This is a genomic window from Kitasatospora sp. NPDC088264, assembly GCF_040685715.1.
GTDB lineage: Bacteria > Actinomycetota > Actinomycetes > Streptomycetales > Streptomycetaceae > Kitasatospora.
Genome location: NZ_JBFBIR010000002.1, coordinates 249,386 through 269,284, shown reverse-complemented (window position 1 = coordinate 269,284; position 19,899 = coordinate 249,386). Strand labels below are relative to the sequence as shown.

The window sequence follows — 19,899 nt, the reverse complement described above, 5'->3', positions numbered from 1 at the left end:
CGTCGGCCGGGACCACCCCTCGGGCGTGCCGGGTCAGCCGTGGAGGCTCTGTAGGCAGAGCACGTAGTTGAGGGCCGGCAGGTTGGAGTAGGTGCGGGTGTAGGTGCTGTCCGACTTCGGCTGCTTCTCGCAGACCTTCTCATCGGACGTGGCCAGGTACTTGAAGACCACCTTGTACTGGGCGCGGGAGTCGCCGCAGGGCAGCATGGTGATCTTCGGGTTGGCGTCGTGGGTCGCGCCGGTGCCGTTCTCGTTGCGCAGGCAGTCGCCGGGGTTGGCCCGGTCGATGCTGTCGGCCGCGGTGCTGGGGGCGGTCGGCGGCGGCAGCGTGATGGTGGGCACCGGCGGCATGCTGAACGTCGGCGAGGGGAACGGCCGCGGCGCGTGGGTCGGCAGCGGTGGCGCCGAGAAGGTGGTCACCGGGGGCACCGCCACCGTCGGTACCGCGATCGGCGCGGCCGGGCCGTCGTCCTTCGGGCCGAGCACCCCGGTGGCGGCCAGGACGAGCGTGACGACCACCGAGAGCGGCAGCAGCAGCATCAGCGCGTGCGGACGCCGGCCCAGCGGGACGCCGGGGTCGAGCTGGGGGCCGTGGCTGCCCGGGACGGGCGGCGGCAGCCGCTTGACCTTGCCGTTGGCGGCGAGGTTCAGCAGCAGGGTGATCGGCGCCAGCAGCACCGACGCCGGGCTCCACCAGCCCTGGACCAGGGTGCGGGCGGACAGGTCGCGCACCGTCGCCGTTCCGCAGGTGCGGCAGAACGGGCCCGGCATCCGCAGCATCCGGTAGGCCAGGACCAGGCCCTGGTGGCCGCGGACGGTGGCGTCCACGGCCGGAAAGCCGCCGCAGAAGCGGCAGGCGGGACCGTCCTGCGGCGCCGGCGGCGGGTATCCGTACCCGTAGCCGGGCGCGGGCTGCGGGGGGTAGCCGTACGGCTGGTCGGGCGGTGGCGGGGCGGCCGGGTAGCCGTAGCCGGGCGGCGGGCCGGGCGGCGGTGGCGGGGTCGGCCGGCCGTAGGGGTTTCCGGTGGCGTAGGGGTTGCCGTCGTCGGGCGACGGGGCGCCGTACGGCAGCTGGGGCGGCGGAACGGACAAGAGATCCCCCGGGGATGCGGTGGTGGTGGAGAGGTCAGACCTTCCCCGGCAGCGGGGCGCCGGCCGGGGTCATCGGGCCGAGGCAGAGCACGTACCGCTTCTTGTTCCAGCGGCGTCCGCTCTTGCCCGAGACGGCGCTGGTGGTCTGCGGTGTCTGCCGGCAGCGGTTCACGTCGGTGGTGTCGCCGAACGTCGAAAGGACCCGGTAATTCGCTTTGGTGTCAGTGCACTTGACGATCTCGACATCGCGCGTGCCGCTCACCCGGACGCAGTCGCCGGGCTTGGCGCTGCTGACGCTCGGCCCGCTGACGAAGTAGCCGACGGCCAGTGCGAGGCAGCCGCCGACCACGCCGACGATCCGCAGCTTCGCCTTGACGCCGCGCTTCGCGGCGGGCGCCGCGTCGGCCGGGGCGGGCGGCGGGTAGCCGTACGGGCCGACGGGCGGCTGCTGGCCGTACGGCGGTTGGGTGCCGTAGCCGGGCGGCTGCTGGCCGTAGGCCGGGGGCGGTCCGAAGCCGGGCGGTGCGGGCTGGGGCGGTCCGGGTTGCGGCGGTCCGAAGCCGGGCGGTGCGGGTTGGGGCTGCGACGGGATGTACGGCACCTGCCCGTACGGCGGGGCCGGCTGCGGGGGCGGCCCGTACGGCGGAGGTGGCCCGTACGGGCCGGGCGGTGTGCTCATCAGTTCGTCCCCCGAGGCCGAGTGCTGTCGCTCCGACAGGTCTGACGTACCTTAGCGACTCGGTCGGACGCCCCCGTCCCGAGGGGCCGAGGGCCTTCAGGAGGCCTGGTCGCCGGGGAGCGGCCCGTACCGCCGGGCGGAGCGCAGGTAGAGGAGCGCCGAGAGCCCGTACACCGCGGCGACCCCGACGACCACCACGACCGAGCGGCCGGAGAGCGGCAGCACCAGCGCCGTGACCAGGGCGGCGGTCACGAAGGCGACGTTGAACAGCACGTCGTAGATCGCGAAGACCCGGCCGCGGTACTCGTCCTCGACCGACTCCTGGACCACGGTGTCGGCGCAGATCTTGGTGCCCTGGGTGACCACCCCGAGCAGCAGCGCCGCGAGCAGGCAGGGCAGCAGGGTGAAGCTCAGGCCGAGCGCCGGGACGAAGAGCACCGGGGCCGCCAGGCAGACCGTCATCCAGCCGGCCAGGCCGAGCCGCCGGGTGCACCAGGGGCTGATCACCGCGGCGACGAAGAACCCGGCGGCGGACAGGCCGACCGCCTGGCCGAGCGTGACCAGTCCGGCCGCGCTGTCGGCCGGGTCGTTGAAGGTGTACCGGGCGAGCATCACCACGACCACGATCAGCACGCCGTAGCAGAACCGGGCCGCGGTGACGGCGGCCAGCGCGTGCACGGCGGGCCGGCAGTCCCGCACCAAGTGGCGTACGGCGGCGCCGAGTTCGACGGCGGCCCGGACCAGCGCCTGGCCGAGCGCCGGGCGGTCGCCGTGCTTCTCCGGGCCGAGCAGGTCGCGGTCCATCCGGCGGGCGGCCAGTGCGGCCGACAGGTAGAGCAGCGCGGCCACCGTGACCAGCGCGGCGTCGGCCTTCGGCCCGGGGGTCATCACCTGGTGCAGCAGGAAGCCGACCCCTCCGCCGGAGGCGGCGGCGACCGTGCCCAGCGTGGGGGAGAGCGCGTTGGCGGTGACCAGCTGGTCCTGCTCGACCACCCGGGGCAGCGCGGCGGACAGGCCGGCCAGGATGAACCGGTTGAGCGCGGTGACCAGCAGCGCCGAGGCGAAGAACAGCCAGGTCGGCGCCTCCGCCAGGAGCAGGGCGCCGGTGCCCAGGCCGAGCCCGAAGCGGGCCAGGTTGCCGTAGTAGAGCACCTGGCGGCGGCGCCAGCGGTCCAGCAGCACCCCGGCGAACGGGCCGATCACCGAGAACGGCAGCAGCATCACGGCGAGCACCGAGGCGATGTCGGCGGGGGAGGACTGCTTCTCCGGGGAGAACACGACGTAGGCGGCGAGCGAGACCTGGAAGACGCCGTCCGAGAGCTGGGAGAGCACCCGGGCGGTCAGCAGCCGCCGGAAGTCCCGGCCGCGGAGCAGACCGAAAAGCGTGGCACGGTGTGCGGACTGGTGGGTGCTGCCGTTCTCGGTGATCGCCACCCGCCCAGAGTGCCATGGAACCGGCCGCCGTTTCACGTGAAACATTCGCCGAGAAACGGTGAAGGGCCCACGATCCGATGATCGTGGGCCCTCCGGCGCGGCCGGCGGCGGTCACCCGCCGCCGGCTCCGGCGCTCGACCTCAGCGCTCGACCTCGCCGCGGATGAACTTCTCGACGTTCTCCTTGGCCTCGTCGTCGAAGTACTGCACCGGCGGGGACTTCATGAAGTACGAGGAGGCCGACAGGATCGGGCCGCCGATGCCGCGGTCCTTGGCGATCTTCGCGGCGCGCACGGCGTCGATGATGACACCGGCGGAGTTCGGGGAGTCCCAGACCTCGAGCTTGTACTCCAGGTTCAGCGGGACGTTGCCGAACGCGCGACCCTCCAGGCGGACGTACGCCCACTTGCGGTCGTCCAGCCAGGCCACGTAGTCCGACGGGCCGATGTGGACGTTGTTGGCGCCCAGCTCGCGGTCGCGGATCTGCGAGGTGACGGCCTGGGTCTTGGAGATCTTCTTGGACTCCAGGCGCTCGCGCTCGAGCATGTTCTTGAAGTCCATGTTGCCGCCGACGTTCAGCTGCATGGTGCGCTCGAGGATGACACCGCGGTCCTCGAACAGCTTGGCCATCACGCGGTGCGTGATGGTGGCGCCGACCTGGGACTTGATGTCGTCACCGACGATCGGCACGCCGGCCTCGGTGAACTTGTCCGCCCACTCCTTGGTGCCCGCGATGAACACCGGCAGGGCGTTCACGAAGGCGACCTTGGCGTCGATGGCGCACTGGGCGTAGAACTTGGCGGCGGCCTCGGAACCGACGGGCAGGTAGCAGACCAGGACGTCGACCTGCTGGTCCTTGAGGACCTGGACGACGTCGACCGGGGTCTCGTCGGACTCCTCGATGGTCTCCCGGTAGTACTTGCCCAGGCCGTCGAGGGTGTGGCCGCGCTGGACGGTGACGCCGGTCGGCGGCACGTCGCAGATCTTGATGGTGTTGTTCTCGCTGCTGCCGATGGCGTCGGCCAGGTCGAAGCCGACCTTCTTGGCGTCGACGTCGAACGCGGCGACGAACTCCACGTCGCGGACGTGGTACTCACCGAACTGGACGTGCATCAGCCCGGGGACCTTGCCGGCCGGGTCGGCGTCCTTGTAGTACTCGACACCCTGCACCAGCGACGCGGCGCAGTTGCCCACGCCCACGATGGCTACGCGAACCGAACCCATTCCGGTTGCTCCCTGTGATCTCATGAGGGCCGCCGGGGTCGACGGCACTCGTCCTGCTTCTTCGATGACTGCTTGTACGGGCGCGAGGCGCCCACTCCTGCCGCGCGGCACAGGGCTGACGCGGTGTCAGCGCTCCTGGGCGGAGCGCCCCGGGCGGTCGTACGGTGGCCCGGGCGGGTCCTGGGACCCTTCCTCCTGGCCACGGCCGTCCGAAGTCTTGTGGGGTACGGCGGTGGTGTTGCCGCCGGTGGCGGGCCCGGTCCGGCCGGTGCGGTTGGCCCGCTCGGTCTCGATCAGCTCGTTGAGCCACCGGACCTCGCGCTCCACCGACTCCAGTCCGTGCCGCTGCAGCTCGACGGTGTAGTCGTCGAACCGCTCGCGGGCCCGGGCCAACGAGTTGCGCATCTTCTCCAGTCGCTCCTCCAGCCGGCTGCGGCGCCCTTCCAGGACGCGCATCCGCACGGCCCGGTCGGTCTGGCCGAAGAACGCGAAGTGGACGCCGAAGTGCTCGTCCTCCCAGGCGTCGGGCCCGGAGTCGGCGAGCAGTTCCTCGAAGCGCTGCTTGCCTTCGGGGGAGAGCCGGTAGACGGTCTTGGACCGCTTGCCGTTGAGCGCGGTGGCCGGGACGTACTCGACGTCCGGGTTGTCCTCGACCAGGAAACCCTGGGCGACCAGGCTCTTCAGGCACGGGTAGAGCGTTCCGTACGAGAACGCCCGCAACGTTCCGAGCAGGACGTTGAGCCGCTTGCGCAGCTCGTAGCCGTGCATCGGGGCGTCGTGGAGCAGACCGAGAACGGCGAACTCCAGCACTCCTGAGCGCCTGCCCATTGCCGTCGTCCTCCTTCCTCTCGGCCGTCGTCCGGCCGCTGCATCGGGCGGTATGCCGCGTCGATGTATCGGCTCGATATATCGAGAACAGTAAACCGGGCCCTCGGAACGGGCAAGGGGGGCACGCGTGAAGGTGATCACAAGCCGACGCGCAGGAGTGATTGGCAACGGGCGTGTAATGATCTGCTGCCGTTTTGCGGTCATTGGGGACTGATGCCCGATTAGTTGGGATTCCCGGCTGCGTACGCTGTCGCGTGTGCACGAGGACCACCTCCGGGGTTAGGGCGGTTGGCGGGCATCGGACGTGAACCCTGCCTTCAGGCTGGAACCGCCTGGCGAGGAGTGGCTGCAACATGAGTGAACGACGGCGAAGGACGCCCAGCCCGGGCGGTGACGGGCAGCAGCCCCCGGGTGGTGGTGGCCGTCAGGGCGGACCCGGCCGGGACGAGGTGAGCTCGGACGGCATCGGCCGCCGGCGCCCCCCGGGCGAACGGGAGACCGCTCAGCAGCCCCGGATGGGCCGCGCCGAGATGCGCAAGGCCGCCCAGAAGGGCGGCAAGGGCGGCCGGCGCGGTGCTGCCGCCGCCTCCGCGTCCGCGGCCGCCGCCGCAGGCCCCGGCAAGAAGCGGTTCATCGACTACCCGCGGTTCGGCAAGACCGGCGTCCGGCGCTGGCTGCCGTCCTGGCGGCAGTGGCTGAGCGGCTTCCTGATCTTCTTCGCCACCTGCGTGGGCGGGGTGTTCTACCTCTACCAGACCACTGAGATCCCGCAGCTCAAGGATCTGATGAAGGACCAGAACACGATCTACTACTGGGCCGACGGCTCGGAGATGACCCGCAAGGGTGAGACCAACCGTCAGATCGTCGAGCTCTCCGACATCAGCCCCAACCTGCAGAACGCCGTGATCGCGGCGGAGAACCAGACCTTCCGCGAGGACAGCGGCATCGACCCCAAGGGCATGCTCCGCGCCGTCTACAACATGGCCAAGGGCGGCGAGACCCAGGGCGCCTCGACGATCACCCAGCAGTACGTGAAGAACGCGTACCTCAGCCAGGAGCAGACCCTCAGCCGCAAGCTGAAGGAGTTCTTCATCACGCTGAAGATCAATCAGAAGATGCAGAAACCGGACATCCTCAAGGGGTACCTGAACACCAGCTGGTTCGGTCGAGGCTCGAACGGCGCCCAGGCCGCGGCGCAGGCCTACTACGGGGTCGACGCCAAGGACCTCGACCTCTGTCAGAGCGCCATGCTGGCCGGCCTGTTGAAGGGCGCGTCGTACTACGACCCCAGCAACCCGGCCAACAAGGAGCGGGCCCAGGGGCGGTGGGCCTGGATCCTCGAGAACATGGTGAAGACCAAGGCCATCACCCCGGAGGAGCGGGCGAAGTGCGCCACCTTCCCCGACCCGATCCCGCAGAAGCCCAGCTCCAACATGAACGGTGAGGTCAGCTACCTGGTCGACACCGCCAACAAGTACCTGATGGCCACCGACAAGACGATCACCCAGCAGATGATCGACAAGGGCGGTCTGAAGGTCTACACCACCTTCGAGAAGGACAAGGTCGACGCCCTGAAGAAGGCCGTCGACGACGTCAAGGGCGAGAACCTCAACGCCCAGAAGCGCCCCAACAACGACACCTTCATCCAGTTCGGCTCCGCCAGCATCCGCCCCGGCGACGGCGCGATCGTCGCCCTCTACGGCGGCGACGGCGTGGAGAACGGCCACTTCGACAACAACGCCGACGCCATCGGCGTCCAGGTCGGCTCGACCTTCAAGCCCTTCGTGCTGGCGACCGCCATGCAGATCGGCGTCCAGACGGCCACCGACGACAAGGGCAAGCCGAAGCGGATCAACGCCGACAGCCGCTACCTGTCCGACGACATGTCCGAGATCCGCAAGCCGGACGGCTCGCTGGTGATCGGCGACGACGGCAAGCCCTACCGGCAGAAGAACGAGGACTCCGGCAAGCGCGGTTACGTCTCGCTGCGGGCGGCCATGCAGAACTCGTTCAACGTGCCCTTCGTCCAGCTCAACCAGGACGTCGGCGGTCAGAACGTGGCCAACATCGCCGAGCAGATGGGCGTCAGGAAGGAGAGCTTCGCCGACCCGAAGACCCCGACCTTCGCCCTCGGCACCTCCACCATCAGCCCGATCCGGATGGCCACCGCCTACGGCACCCTGGCGGCCAGCGGCAAGGAGGCCGAGCCCTACTCGGTCACCAAGGTCGAGGTGAACGGCATCGAGCGCCCGGGCTTCGGCAAGAAGGACCCCCGGGTCGCCCTGGAGCCGGCCGTCGCGGACAACGTCACCGACGTGCTGGTGAACGTGGTGAAGAACGGTACCGGTTTCAAGGCCAAGGAGCTGGGCCGCCCGGTGGCCGGCAAGACCGGTACCACCGACCAGAACAAGTCGGCCTGGTGGGTCGGCTACACCCCGCAGCTGGTGACCAGCGTCGCGATGTGGCGCGAGGACCCGAGCAAGCACGAGCGGCTGTCGCTCAACGGCACCGGCGGCAAGGAGTCCATCCACGGTGGTGACATCCCGACCGACGTCTTCACCCGGTACATGAAGGCCGCGCTGGCCAACGAGAAGAAGATGGACTTCCCGACCCCGCAGCCGGTCGGCACCGAGGTGGACTCCTCCGGCGCCCCGGTCTCGCCGAGCATGACGCCCACGCCGACGACGAGCGACACCCCGTCGGCCCCGCCCGCGACCCAGCCGGCCAACAACCAGCCGCCGCCGACCAACAACAACCAGCCGCAGCCGCCCGTGTCCAGCCAGGGCCCGGGCTGTGTCCCGGGCGTGGACTGCCCGGGCACGCAGCCGAGCCAGACGTCGACGCACAAGACGACCAACCCCGGTCCGACGAGCAGCTGCGGCCTCCTCGGCTGCAGCACGCCCCCGCCCACGGCGCCGCCGACGGACCCCCCGCCGACGACCACCAAGCCGAGCGGCAGGCCGTCGACACCGTCCTCGACCGGCAACGGGCTGTTGCCCTGACCACCACCCGCTGAGCGGATGAACCGAACGGCGGTGGCGGCCCTCTCCGGAGGGCCGCCACCGCCGTTTCGTCATGATTCGCCGTGCCGCCGGGCGACGGAGGCCGGGCCCGTTGCGGGGTCCTCCTCGTCCCGGTGGGGCCGGTGCGGCAGGATGTCCGGCATGACGTCGAGCGATCGTGACGAATCCGCAGGGCCGGCCGGGCCCGGCGACGCCGCAGGACCGGTCGGGCCGGCCGTCGCCACGGCCGCGCCGCCGGTCAACACCGTGGTCGTCCCGGCCGACGAGGACCCGGTGGCGGCGGCCGGCAGCGAGGTGATCGGCGGCCCGCCCGGCCGCCGGGCGCTGCTGGGCGTCTCCTGGTGGATCCCGGCGCGCTTCCTGGCGCTGGCGGTGATCGTGATCTCGGTGCTCGGCATGGTGCAGAAGGCGCCCTGCTACAACCAGGCCTGGTTCCAGCCGGGTTCGCCGCAGTACATCCACGCCTGCTACAGCGACATCCCGCACCTGTTCTCCGGCCGCGGCTTCTCGGCCGGGCTGCACCCGTACGTGGACCGCGTCCCGGGCACCTCGGGGGATCTGCAGTACCTCGAATACCCGGTGCTGACCGGCCTGTTCATGCAGGTCGCGGCCTGGCTGACGCCCGGCGCCGGCACCGCGCAGGACCAGGAGCGGTGGTTCTGGGCGATCAACGCGGGGCTGCTGATGGCCTGCGCGGTGGTCGCCGTGGTGGCGCTCTCGCGCACCCACCGCCGCCGCCCCTGGGACGCCCTGCTGTTCGCGCTCGCGCCCGTCCTGCTGCTGAACGGCACGGTCAACTGGGACCTCCTCGCGGTCGCGCTGGCCGCCGTGGCGATGGCCTGGTGGTCCGGCTCCCGGCCCGGCTGGGCGGGTGTCTTCATCGGCCTGGCCACCGCGGCCAAGCTCTACCCGGTGCTGCTGATCGGCCCGCTGCTGGTGCTCTGCTGGCGGGCCGGGAAGTGGCGCGAGTTCCGGGTGATGCTGGCCGGCGCGGCCGGCTCCTGGCTGCTGGTCAACCTGCCGATCATGGCGGCCAACTGGCAGGGCTGGTCGACCTTCTACGTGTTCAGCAAGCACCGCGCCGAGGACTACGGCTCGTTCTGGCTGATCCTGATGCAGAGCCGGGGCACGGGGCTGGCCGACCTCGACCTCTACATCGGCGTGCTGATGGTCCTCGGCTGCCTGGCCATAGCGTGGCTCGGCTTCTCGGCGCCCCGCCGCCCGCGCTTCGCGCAGCTGGCCTTCCTGGTGGTCGCCCTGTTCGTGCTGGTCAACAAGGTGTACTCGCCGCAGTACGCGCTCTGGCTGCTGCCGCTCGCGGTGCTGGCCCGGCCGCGCTGGCGGGACTTCCTGATCTGGCAGGCCTGCGAGGTGCTGTACACCCTGGGCATCTGGTCCCACCTGGGCTTCGTCACCGGGCCCAAGCAGCACGGGATCGGCGAGGCCTGGTACCACTTCGCGGTCGTGCTGCACCTGCTGGGCACGCTCTACCTGGTGGTCATGGTGGTCCGCGACGCCCTGCAGCCGGACCGCGACCCGGTGCGCTGGGACGGCAGCGACGACCCGTCGGGCGGGGTGCTCGACCGGGCCCCGGACGTGTTCGTGCTCGGCACCGCCCGGACGCTGCGCGAGGAGGAGAGCTACGCCGGATACGCGCCGGCCGGCTCCGAGCAGTGGCTGGACGAGCCAGGACTGCCGGAACCGGCCGAGAAGGCGTAGGCGCTCACGGGCGCTTCGGTCGCTCTAGCGGTCCACCACGCGGTCGAAGTGCGTGGTGGTGTGCCGGACCTGGAGGCCGAGCTCCTCGCCGATCGCGGGGGGCTTGGTCTCGCCGTCCAGGAACAGCAGCGAGACCTGCATGTGCGGCGGCTCGGCGAACCAGAGCTGCTTGCCGGCCCAGTGGAACGGCGACTTGGTCTTGTTGACGGTCGCCAGGCCGGCCCGGGCGATGCCCTTGGCCCGGGAGGCCATGGTCTGCACGTACTTGGGCGCCTCCAGGCCGATGCCGTGCGCGGTGCCGCCGGCCACCACCACGATGTGGCCGTCGGCCGGCGCCGGGTGCTGGCGGTAGCCGTAGCGGTCGCCCTTCTTCACCGGGGTGACGTCCAGCACCGTGGCCCGGACCTCCAGCGCACCGTGGTCGCCCAGCCAGAGCCGGGTGCCGATCCGGGCCCGGAAGACGATGTCCGGGTAGCGCTGGGCCAGCTGCTCCATGCCGGCCGCGCCGAGGTGGCTGACGTACACGGTGTGCACCGGCACCCCGGCCGCCCGGGCGGTGTCCACCCAGTGGACGACCTCCTCGGTCGGGCTGGAGCCGTCCGGCCGGTCCATCGGCAGGTGCAGCGCCAGGCCCTCGAAGGCGACGCCGTCCAGCTCGGCGGCGACGGCCGTGAGGTCGGCGGCGCTCACCCCGTGGCGGCGCATGGAGGTCATGCACTCCACCACCACCCGGGCGCCGCGCAGCGCCCGCAGCGCGTCCAGGTTCGCCACCGTCCGGATCACCCGGGCGTGCGGCAGCGGCAGGACCTCCTCGCCGACCCGGTACGGGGTGAGCACCAGCAGCTCGCCGCCGTACCACTCGGCGGCGTCGGCCGCCTCGTACGCGGTGCCGACGGCCAGCACACCGGTGCCCAGCAGCGTCGCCTCCTCGGCCAGCCGGTGGTTGCCCAGGCCGTAGCCGTTCCCCTTGGCGACCGGCACCAGGCCGGGGAACTCGGCGAGGACGGAGCGCTGGTGGGTGCGCCAGCGTTCGGTGTCGAGGTAGAGCGACAGCGTCATCGGGTCAGCCTCCTCAGCGGCGGGACATGTAGAGGTCGAGGGCCTTGTGCAGCAGCTTGTTGAGCGGGAAGTCCCACTCGCCGAGGTACTCGGCGGCCTGGCCGCCGGTGCCGACCTTGAACTGGATCAGGCCGAACAGGTGGTCGTTCTCGTCCAGGGTGTCGCTGATGCCGCGCAGGTCGTAGACGCCGCCGCCGAGCGCGTAGGAGTCGCGCATCATCCGCCACTGGATCGCGTTGGACGGCTTGACCTCGCGCTTGTGGTTGGCCGAGGCGCCGTAGGAGTACCAGACGTGCTCGCCGACCACCAGCATCGTGGTCGCGGCCAGCGGCTCGCCGTCGTGGTAGGCGATGTAGAGCCGCATCCGGTTCTGGTCCTCGGCGGTGAGGGCCTTCCACATCCGCTGGAAGTAGGACAGCGGGCGCGGGGTGAACTTGTCGCGCTCGGCGGTCACCAGGTAGAGCTGGTGGAAGATCGGCAGCTCGTCGTAGCCGCCCTGGTACACCTCGACGCCGCTCTTCTCGGCCTTCTTGATGTTGCGGCGCCAGAGCTGGTTGAAGTTCTTGTGGATGTCGTCCAGCGAGCGGTTGGCCAGCGGCACCTGGAACACGTAGCGCGGCTGGACGTCGCCGAAGCCGGCGCCGCCGTCCTCGCCCTGCAGCCAGCCGGCCTTGCGCAGCCGGTCGGCCACCTCGAAGGCGCGCGCCTCGTACCAGTCGGCCTCGACGTCGCGCAGGCGCTTGGCCTGCTTGCCGGCGATGGCCTCCTTGATGGTGGGGGCGTTCCAGCGGCGGATGACGATCGGCGGGCCCATCTTGACCGAGAACGCGCCCTGCGACTTGAGGTGGGCGAGCATCGGGGAGAGCCAGCGGTCGAGGTCCCGGTCGAACCAGTCGATGACCGGGCCCTCGGGCAGGTAGGCGAGGTAGCGCTTGAGCTTGGGCAGCTGCCGGTAGAGCACCAGGCCGGCGCCGACGAGCTGGTTGGCCTCGTCGAACCAGCCGATCGACTCCGAACGCCACTCGGCCTTCACGTCGCCCCACGACGGCACCTGCATGTGGCTGGCCGAGGCGCGGCTCCTGATGAAGGCGAGGTGCTCCTCGCGGGTGATCGTCCTCAGGCGCAGGCTCATTGCTCGGTGCTCCTCGTCGGTCGGGCTGCGGTGGGCCCAGGTTCTCGGGCTGACCCTATCGTCCGGGGCCCGGGCGCCCGCCGCTGCGGGCGCGACGGCGCCCCCGTCGCGTACCTGTCTCCTTGCAGATACGCCACGGGGGCGCCGAGGGTTCCGGAACGGTGCGACCGGGGCGGCTCAGCCCCAGAGGCCGCCCCGGGCGATGCCGAGGTAGAAGCCGATGGCGGAGGCGCCGAGCGTGATCATCAGCACGAAGCGCTCGGCCGTGGTGACCGAGACGAACATGCCGAGCAGCCCCGTGATGATCCCGAACAGACCGGTCCACGAGGTCAGCAGGTGCAGGTTGTGGAAGAACGAGGTGGTGAAGGCGATCACGCCCAGCACGGCGGTGAGGCCCACCAGGGCGTTCTCGCGGGGGTGCGGGTGGCCGTCGGTGTTCAGTGTGAGCGCGGGCATGCGGTGGACGGACTGGGCCATGAGTCCCACCTCCTGGCGTGGAGACGAACGGGCAGGAATCCCGTTCCGTCCAGATTGCGGCGGTTGGGCCGGTCTCACAACCCCTATGCGTTTTGTTCGGCCGTCCGGGTGCGGGTAGGCTGTGCCGTCTGCACTGGTGTAGTTGTGCCCCCTTGCGCCCTCTTCCGGGCGACCACCCCGTCGGGTGAGCGGGGCCCGATTGTCGGACCCGGCCGCTACGGTGGCCGGTGTCGTCACTGCTCCGGTGCCGACGCTGCACAACCCTCCTGCCACGGAGAGACCGTGGCCGTTGAGTCCAAAGGAGGTGGGTTACCCATGCGTCACTACGAGGTGATGGTCATCCTCGACCCCTCGGTCGAGGAGCGCGCTGTCTCCCCCCTGATCGAGAACTTCCTCACCGTCGTCCGGAACGCCGGCGGCAAGGTGGAGAAGGTCGACACCTGGGGTCGTCGCCGTCTGGCTTACGAGATCAACAAGCAGTCCGAGGGCATCTACTCGGTCATCGACCTGAAGGCCACGCCTGAGGTCGTCAAGGAGCTCGACCGCCAGATGGGCCTGAGCGAGTCGGTTCTGCGGACCAAGGTCCTGCGCCCGGACACCCACTGAGCCACCTCTGAGGCCTTCGGGTCTCGGGTAGCTCGCGTCCGCTGTTTCACGTGAAACAGCGGTGAACGGACATCTTCCCGAGAGGTCATCACCACCATGGCAGGCGAGACCGTCATCACCCTCGTCGGCAATCTCGTCGACGACCCCGAGCTGCGCTTCACCCCGTCGGGTGCGGCGGTCGCGAAGTTCCGTATCGCGTCCACCCCCCGCACCTTCGACCGTCAGACGAACGAGTGGAAGGACGGCGAGAGCCTCTTCCTCACGTGCAACGTCTGGCGGCAGCCGGCGGAGAACGTGGCCGAGTCGCTGCAGCGCGGCATGCGCGTCATCGTGCAGGGCCGACTGCGCCAGCGGTCTTACGAGACCAAGGAAGGCGAGAAGCGGACGGTCTTCGAGGTCGAGGTCGACGAGGTCGGCCCGAGCCTGCGCTCGGCGACCGCGAAGGTCACCCGGGCCAACCGGTCCGGTGGCCCCGGCGGCTCCGGTGGCGGCTTCGGCGGCCAGCAGGGCGGCGCCGGTGGCCAGCAGGGCGGCTGGGGCGGCGGTGGCGGCCAGCAGGGCGGCGGCAGCTGGGGTGGAAACTCCGGCGGCGGCGGCCAGTCCGGCCCCTCCGACGACCCGTGGGCGTCCAGCACTCCGTCCGGCGGCCAGCAGGGCGGCGGCAGCTGGGGCGCCCCGTCCGGTGGCGGCTTCTCGGAAGAGCCCCCGTTCTAAGAGCTGACAGATTTCGTGCGGCCCGGCCGCCGGCGTCCTGAGGACGCCGGCCGGGCCGTGAACCCCAAATGGAGCACACAATGGCGAAGCCGCCTGCTCGCAAGCCGAAGAAGAAGGTTTGCGTCTTCTGCAAGGACAAGGTCAACTACGTTGACTACAAGGACACGAACCTGCTGCGGAAGTTCATCTCCGACCGTGGCAAGATCCGTGCCCGCCGGGTCACCGGCAACTGCACCCAGCACCAGCGTGACGTCGCCACGGCCGTGAAGAACAGCCGTGAGATGGCGCTGCTGCCCTACACCAGCACCGCGCGCTAAGAGAGGGTGACCAAGTAATGAAGATCATCCTCACGCACGAGGTGCCGGGTCTCGGCTCCGCCGGCGAGGTCGTCGAGGTCAAGGACGGCTACGCCCGCAACTACCTGGTTCCGCGTGGCTACGCCATCCGCTGGACCAAGGGCGGCCAGAAGGACGTCGACGCGATCCGTCGCGCCCGCAAGATCCACGAGATCCAGACCCTTGAGGCCGCCAACGAGGTCAAGGGCAAGCTCGAGGGCGTCCAGGTCAAGCTGGCCGTTCGCTCGGGCGACGCCGGCCGTCTGTTCGGTTCGGTGACCCAGGCCGACGTCGTGGAGGCCATCAAGGCCGCCGGCGGCCCGGCCGTGGACAAGCGCGCCGTCGCGATCGCCTCGCCGATCAAGACCGTGGGCACCCACAAGGTCTCGGTCAAGCTGCACGCCGACGTCCAGGCCAACCTCGACGTCGCCGTCGTCGCTGCCTGAGTTCCGTAGCAGTGGCCTGAGGGCCGGACTCCTCCGGGAGTCCGGCCCTCGGTCGTGTTCCGGCGCGTTCGGTGCTGGAGCATTCGCTGCCGGCGCCCTCGGCCCCGGCGCCGTCAGCCCCGGACGGCCCCGGTGACCAGCCAGCGGCCGCCGCGCGCCCGCCCGACCAGGAAGGCCGCGCGGACCAGCATGAACAGGTTCATCGCCCACCACAGTCCGGCCAGCCCGGTGCCGGTGGCCGGCACCGCGATCGCCGCCGGGGTGAACACCGCCAGGGTCGCGATCGCCGCCCAGGCCAGGTAGGGGCCGTCCCCGGCGCCCATCAGCACCCCGTCCAGCACGAAGACCAGGCCGGCGACCGGCTGGCTGAGCGCGAGCAGCAGCAGGGCGGTGTCCAACTGCCCCTGCACCGCCGGATCGGGCGTGAACAGCGGGACGTACAGCGGGCGGGCGGCCACCACCAGCAGTCCCAGCAGCACGCCCGAGCCGATGCCCCACTCGACCATCCGGCGGGTGGCGGCCCTGGCGCCCGGGACGTCCTCGGCGCCCAGGTAGCGGCCGATGATCGCCTGGCCGGCGATCGCGATGGCGTCCAGGGCGAAGGCCAGGAAGCTGAACAGCGTCATGGTGATCTGGTGCGCGGCCACCTGGTCGTCGCCCAGCCGGGCGGCCACCGCAGTGGCGATCATCAGCACCGCGCGCAGGCTGACCGTCCGGACCAGCAGCGGACCGCCCGCCCTCGCACTGGCCCGGATGCCGGCCGCGTCCGGCCGCAGCGAGGCGTGCTCGCGCCGCGCCCCGCGCACCACCACGACCAGGTAGACGGCGGCCATCCCGGTCTGCGCGAGCACGGTGCCCCAGGCCGAGCCGGCCACCCCGAGCCCGGCGCCGTACACCAGGCCGGCGTTCAGGCCGATGTTGGCGGTGAAGCCCGCGATCGCCACCAGCAGCGGCGTGCGGGTGTCCTGGAGGCCGCGCAGCACGCCGGTGGCGGCCATCACCATGAGCATCGCGGGGATGCCCAGGGCGCTGATCCGCAGGTACGTCACGGCGTAGGGGGCGGCGGTCTCCGAGGCCCCCAGGACGTCGGCCGCCCAGGGGGCCAGCAGCACGGTGAGCAGCACCACCGGGACGGCCAGGCCGAGGGCGAGCCAGATGCCGTCGACGCCCTGCTGGACGGCGCCGCGGCGGTCCCCGGCACCGATCCGGCGGGCCACCGCCGCGGTGGTGGCGTAGGCGAGGAAGACGAACACGCCGGTCGCGGTGGACAGTGCGGCGGCGGCGACGCCGACCCCGGCCAGCTGCGGGGTGCCGAGGTGGCCGACGATCGCCGAGTCGGCCATCAGGAACAGTGGTTCGGCGACCAGCGCGCCGAAGGCCGGGACGGCCAGTGCGAGGATCTCCCGGTCGTGCCGGCGTCTGGAGGGGGTCGGGGCTGCGGGAGGGGCGGTCATGGGCTCCAGGCTACTCATCCACAGGTAATGACTGCTAGTGGCAGTTAGCCATTACTCGAATTCTTGAGCGAGGCGCTCGGCCCGCTTCGCGCCCGCGGGCGTCCGGCTGCGTGTGAAGAATTTCTCATGCACAGGCCCGGTAAGAGGTAATACCTGGTCAACAGGTTGACGGTGGACAGATGGTCTGGTTATCCACAGGGCCTTCCACAGGGGCGTCCACAGCTTTGCGGCACTTCTCCACAGCCCAGGGCCGCTCGTCCACACCCCCTGTGGATAACCGCCTTGGCTGAACGGCTCCCGGCGCCTTAGCGTGGGCCCTCCGCCCGACACTCCCGCCCGCCCCGGCGTCCGATTTGTCGGTGCCGTGGCGTACAAAGAGGAGCGGCTCCGCTCCACCCAGCCACCGGCAAGGCCCGCTCCAACTCGCACCACTCGCTGATCGGGGAACACGCGTGACCGGCCCCCAGTACGACGACCACGACGCCCCGCCGCCGGAGGAGGACTGGCAGCCCGCCGAGGACCCCTTCCCGGCCGGCGCCTTCGACGACGCGTCCTTCCCCGACGGGCCCGGCGACCGGCTCCCGGTCTCCCGCAGCCGCTCCGGCCAGGGCGGCGGCCGGGAGGGCAACCGGGACGGCGGCGGTCGCGAGGGCGGCTTCCAGAAGGGCGGCAAGGGCGGCCGGAGCGGCTCCCAGCGCGACGGTTCGCAGAGCGGTGGCGGCGGCTGGCAGCGCCGCGACGACGAGGGCCAGGGCGGCGTGGACGGCTTCGAGCGCGTTCCCCCGCAGGACCTCGCGGCCGAGCAGTCCGTCCTCGGCGGCATGCTGCTCTCCAAGGACGCCATCGCCGACGTGGTCGAGGTACTCAAGCCGGCCGACTACTACCGGCCCGCGCACGAGATGGTCCACGGTGCGATCCTCGACCTGTACGCCCGCGGCGAGCCGGCCGACCCGATCACCGTGGCCGGCGAGCTCACCAAGCGTGGCGAGCTCCAGCGCGTCGGCGGCGCCTCCTACCTGCACACCCTGGTCAACTCCGTCCCGACCGCCGCCAACGCCGAGTACTACGCCCAGATCGTCCACGAGCGCGCCGTCCTGCGCCGTCTGGTCGAGGCCGGCACCCGGATCGCCGGCATGGGCTACGCGGCCGAGGGCGACGTCGACGAGATCGTCAACGCCGCCCAGGCGGAGATCTACGCCGTCACCGAGCAGCGCACCAACGAGGACTACGCGCCGCTCGCCGACATCATGGAGGGCGCCCTCGACGAGATCGAGGCGATCGGCTCCCGCAACGGCCAGATGTCCGGCGTCCCGACCGGCTTCGCCGACTTCGACGCGCTCACCAACGGCCTCCACCCCGGCCAGATGATCGTCATCGCGGCCCGCCCCGCGATGGGCAAGTCGACCCTGGCGCTGGACTTCGCCCGCGCCTGCTCGATCCAGAACAAGCTGCCGAGCGTGATCTTCTCGCTCGAAATGGGCCGCAACGAGATCGCCATGCGCCTGCTGTCCGCCGAGGCCCGGGTCGCGCTGCACCACATGCGCTCCGGGAACATGACGGACGACGACTGGACCCGCGTCGCCCGCCGGATGCCCGACGTCAGCGAGGCACCGCTGTTCATCGACGACTCCCCGAACCTGTCGATGATGGAGATCCGGGCCAAGTGCCGCCGGCTCAAGCAGCGCAACGACATCAAGCTGGTCGTCATCGACTACCTCCAGCTGATGCAGTCCGGCGGCTCCCGCCGGGCGGAGAACCGCCAGCAGGAGGTCTCCGACATGTCGCGAAACCTGAAGCTGCTGGCCAAGGAGCTGGAAGTCCCGGTCATCGCGCTCTCCCAGCTGAACCGTGGCCCCGAGCAGCGCACCGACAAGCGGCCGATGGTCTCCGACCTGCGCGAGTCCGGCTCGATCGAGCAGGACGCCGACATGGTCATCCTGCTCCACCGTGAGGACGCCTACGAGAAGGAGTCCCCGCGCGCCGGTGAGGCCGACCTGATCGTCGCCAAGCACCGTAACGGCCCCACCGCCACCATCACGGTGGCCTTCCAGGGCCACTACTCGCGCTTCGTCGACATGACCCGGGACTAGGAGCGGCCGGGGGGCATCGGGGGGCCTCGTCCGACCGTCACCGAGGCGAACGCATCAGTGTGATGAGCTACTGTCCGTGCGGTGAAAACGATACGACAGCTGTCCGCCCGCCGGGCCGGGGGAAGCAAGCAGGCTCGGGCGGGCGGGTCGGCCAGTCGGCTGGGCTGGCTCGACGCGCTTCGCGGCGTGGCCGCCCTGGTGGTGGCGCTCCACCACTTCGACGTCCTGAAGATGCTGCCGGACGGGGTGGCGTCCTTCATCTGGTGGCACGCGGACCTGGGCCTCTACGGCGTCATGCTGTTCTTCCTGGTCAGCGGTTACATCATCCCGGCCTCGCTGGAGCGCCGCGGGGACGTGCGGGCGTTCTGGATCGGACGGATCTTCCGGCTCTGGCCGCCGGTGATCATCGGTATCACGGTGGCGCTGGCCATCATCCCGAAGGGCGACGGCTCGGTCGCGCTCTTCGCCACCGATCACGACCTGATCTACGTGGCCGCCAACTCGACCATGCTGCAGGACTTCATGGGCGTCTGGAACGGCCTGGGCGTCATGTGGACCCTCAGCTACGAGATGGTCTTCTACTACATGGTCACCGCGCTCTTCACGGTCGGCCAGCACCGCCGCAGCGGCCCGATCGCGGTCGGCTTCGCCGGCGTGGCGCTGCTCTTCGGCACCTCCATCGCCTCCCACACGCTGACCAGCGACATCACCTCGACCCGCAACCTGGTCTGGGGCTCCGTCCTGATCGTGCTGTTCGGCTTCGCCTGCGTGCTGAGCGGCCGGCCGAACCTGACCCGGGTCGGGGCGATCACGCTCGGTCTGCTGGGCTTCGTGCTGATGTACAACAACAGCCGGGCCCCGATGTTCGAGACCCTGATGATCTTCGCGACGATGTTCGCGGGCACCGCGATCTACCGGGCCGAGAACCGCCAGATCGACCGCCTCCAGGCGATCCTGTGCTGCGGCTTCGTGGTCGTCGCGGGGGTGGCCGTCGCCTGGATGTACAACCGTGACGGCATGGAGCAGAACACCTGGACGGCCGGCTGGATGGCCTGGGCCGGCTCCTACCTCGGGGCCTGGATCACGTTCGGCATCGGCATGGCGCTGCGCAAGCGCCGCTTCCCGAAGCCGCTCACCTGGCTCGGCGGGATCAGCTTCTCGCTCTACCTGCTGCACGTCCCGCTGGTGCACACCATCCAGCCGCTGCTGCACGTGCCCAAGGTGCCGCCGACGACCGGCGGCAAGCTGATCTGGACGGCCGAGTACCTCGCCGTGATCATGCTGGCGAGCTGGGTGATGTACCGGCTGGTGGAGCTGCCCGTGCAGAAGCTGGGCCGCAAGGTGGCCAAGGCGGTCGAGCGCCGCTGGCCGGGCGGTGCCCCGCAGCCGGCGGTCGCCGCGTCGATCGGGGTGCCCGCGACCGGCGAGGCCGCCGGGGCTGTTCCGGCTCAGTCCGGGGAGAAGGGCCAGGGCGGGGGCCAGGATCAGGAACAGGTGCCGGTCGAGGTCGGAGCCGGCGGCCCGGGGCAACGGGTCGGCTGACCGCCGCACGGACACACCGAGGGCTCGCCTCCCACTGGGGAGGCGA

At 70.8% G+C, this 19,899-nt stretch carries 17 protein-coding genes; 8 read left to right on the top strand and 9 right to left on the bottom strand.

Annotated elements, in window-relative coordinates; translation table 11 throughout:
• Positions 1–33: 33 nt before the first annotated feature.
• The 5 genes from AB0O82_RS03150 to AB0O82_RS03130 all read right to left on the bottom strand — a co-directional run bounded on the left by AB0O82_RS03150 (position 34) and on the right by AB0O82_RS03130 (position 5,256).
• The gene (locus AB0O82_RS03150; RefSeq protein ID WP_363579864.1) at positions 34–1,092 is read right to left on the bottom strand and encodes a hypothetical protein; all 1,059 of its coding nucleotides are present in this window, start codon (positions 1,090–1,092) and stop codon (positions 34–36) included.
• Between the two features lie 34 nt (positions 1,093–1,126).
• The gene (locus AB0O82_RS03145) at positions 1,127–1,771 is read right to left on the bottom strand and encodes a hypothetical protein (protein WP_363579863.1); all 645 of its coding nucleotides are present in this window, start codon (positions 1,769–1,771) and stop codon (positions 1,127–1,129) included.
• 96 nt (positions 1,772–1,867) lie between these two features.
• On the bottom strand, positions 1,868–3,205 hold the full coding sequence (locus AB0O82_RS03140; RefSeq protein WP_363579862.1) for an MFS transporter: 1,338 nt from the start codon (positions 3,203–3,205) through the stop codon (positions 1,868–1,870).
• Between the two features lie 140 nt (positions 3,206–3,345).
• Complete coding sequence (locus AB0O82_RS03135; protein ID WP_363579861.1) at positions 3,346–4,428, bottom strand: inositol-3-phosphate synthase; 1,083 nt, start codon at positions 4,426–4,428, stop codon at positions 3,346–3,348.
• 126 nt (positions 4,429–4,554) lie between these two features.
• Positions 4,555–5,256 carry a PadR family transcriptional regulator gene (locus AB0O82_RS03130; protein WP_063348480.1) on the bottom strand — a complete coding sequence of 234 codons (702 nt, stop codon included), beginning with the start codon at positions 5,254–5,256 and terminating at the stop codon, positions 4,555–4,557.
• Between the two features lie 353 nt (positions 5,257–5,609).
• On the opposite strand from AB0O82_RS03130, the gene AB0O82_RS03125 reads away from it, so the two are divergent.
• A complete protein-coding gene (locus AB0O82_RS03125; protein WP_363579860.1) occupies positions 5,610–8,258 on the top strand; it encodes a transglycosylase domain-containing protein in 2,649 nt (882 codons plus the stop codon).
• Between the two features lie 162 nt (positions 8,259–8,420).
• On the top strand, positions 8,421–9,998 hold the full coding sequence (locus AB0O82_RS03120; protein ID WP_363579859.1) for a glycosyltransferase 87 family protein: 1,578 nt from the start codon (positions 8,421–8,423) through the stop codon (positions 9,996–9,998).
• 24 nt (positions 9,999–10,022) lie between these two features.
• On the opposite strand, the gene AB0O82_RS03115 is transcribed toward AB0O82_RS03120, so the two are convergent.
• The 3 genes from AB0O82_RS03115 to AB0O82_RS03105 form a co-directional block, all read right to left on the bottom strand.
• A complete protein-coding gene (locus AB0O82_RS03115; protein ID WP_363579858.1) occupies positions 10,023–11,057 on the bottom strand; it encodes an alanine racemase in 1,035 nt (344 codons plus the stop codon).
• Between the two features lie 13 nt (positions 11,058–11,070).
• Entirely contained in the window at positions 11,071–12,189 is a 1,119-nt protein-coding gene (locus AB0O82_RS03110; protein WP_063348484.1) for a peptidoglycan bridge formation glycyltransferase FemA/FemB family protein, read from the bottom strand.
• Between the two features lie 177 nt (positions 12,190–12,366).
• The gene (locus AB0O82_RS03105; RefSeq protein ID WP_063348485.1) at positions 12,367–12,666 is read right to left on the bottom strand and encodes a hypothetical protein; all 300 of its coding nucleotides are present in this window, start codon (positions 12,664–12,666) and stop codon (positions 12,367–12,369) included.
• A 315-nt stretch (positions 12,667–12,981) separates the two neighbouring features.
• Between AB0O82_RS03105 and rpsF the strand changes: the two genes are divergently transcribed.
• From rpsF to rplI, 4 genes are all read left to right on the top strand, one after another.
• Positions 12,982–13,272: a 30S ribosomal protein S6 gene (gene rpsF / locus AB0O82_RS03100; protein WP_063348486.1), complete on the top strand. Its 291-nt coding sequence runs from the start codon at positions 12,982–12,984 to the stop codon at positions 13,270–13,272.
• A gap of 96 nt (positions 13,273–13,368) precedes the next feature.
• Positions 13,369–13,986, top strand: coding sequence for a single-stranded DNA-binding protein (locus AB0O82_RS03095; RefSeq protein ID WP_363579857.1), 618 nt, complete (start codon positions 13,369–13,371; stop codon positions 13,984–13,986).
• Positions 13,987–14,066: 80 nt separating this feature from the next.
• Complete coding sequence (rpsR, locus tag AB0O82_RS03090) at positions 14,067–14,303, top strand: 30S ribosomal protein S18 (protein ID WP_030304537.1); 237 nt, start codon at positions 14,067–14,069, stop codon at positions 14,301–14,303.
• A 17-nt stretch (positions 14,304–14,320) separates the two neighbouring features.
• Positions 14,321–14,767: a 50S ribosomal protein L9 gene (rplI, locus tag AB0O82_RS03085; RefSeq protein ID WP_063348488.1), complete on the top strand. Its 447-nt coding sequence runs from the start codon at positions 14,321–14,323 to the stop codon at positions 14,765–14,767.
• A gap of 113 nt (positions 14,768–14,880) precedes the next feature.
• Here the strand turns inward: rplI and AB0O82_RS03080 are convergent, their stop codons facing one another.
• Positions 14,881–16,221, bottom strand: a complete 1,341-nt coding sequence (locus AB0O82_RS03080) for an MATE family efflux transporter (protein ID WP_363579856.1) — start codon at positions 16,219–16,221, stop codon at positions 14,881–14,883.
• 452 nt (positions 16,222–16,673) lie between these two features.
• Here AB0O82_RS03080 and dnaB point away from each other — a divergent pair, with 452 nt between their 5' ends.
• Positions 16,674–18,311: a replicative DNA helicase gene (gene dnaB, locus AB0O82_RS03075; protein ID WP_363579855.1), complete on the top strand. Its 1,638-nt coding sequence runs from the start codon at positions 16,674–16,676 to the stop codon at positions 18,309–18,311.
• 81 nt (positions 18,312–18,392) lie between these two features.
• Positions 18,393–19,853 (top strand): acyltransferase, encoded by a 1,461-nt coding sequence (locus AB0O82_RS03070; protein ID WP_363579854.1) that lies wholly within the window; start codon positions 18,393–18,395, stop codon positions 19,851–19,853.
• Positions 19,854–19,899 lie beyond the last annotated feature (46 nt).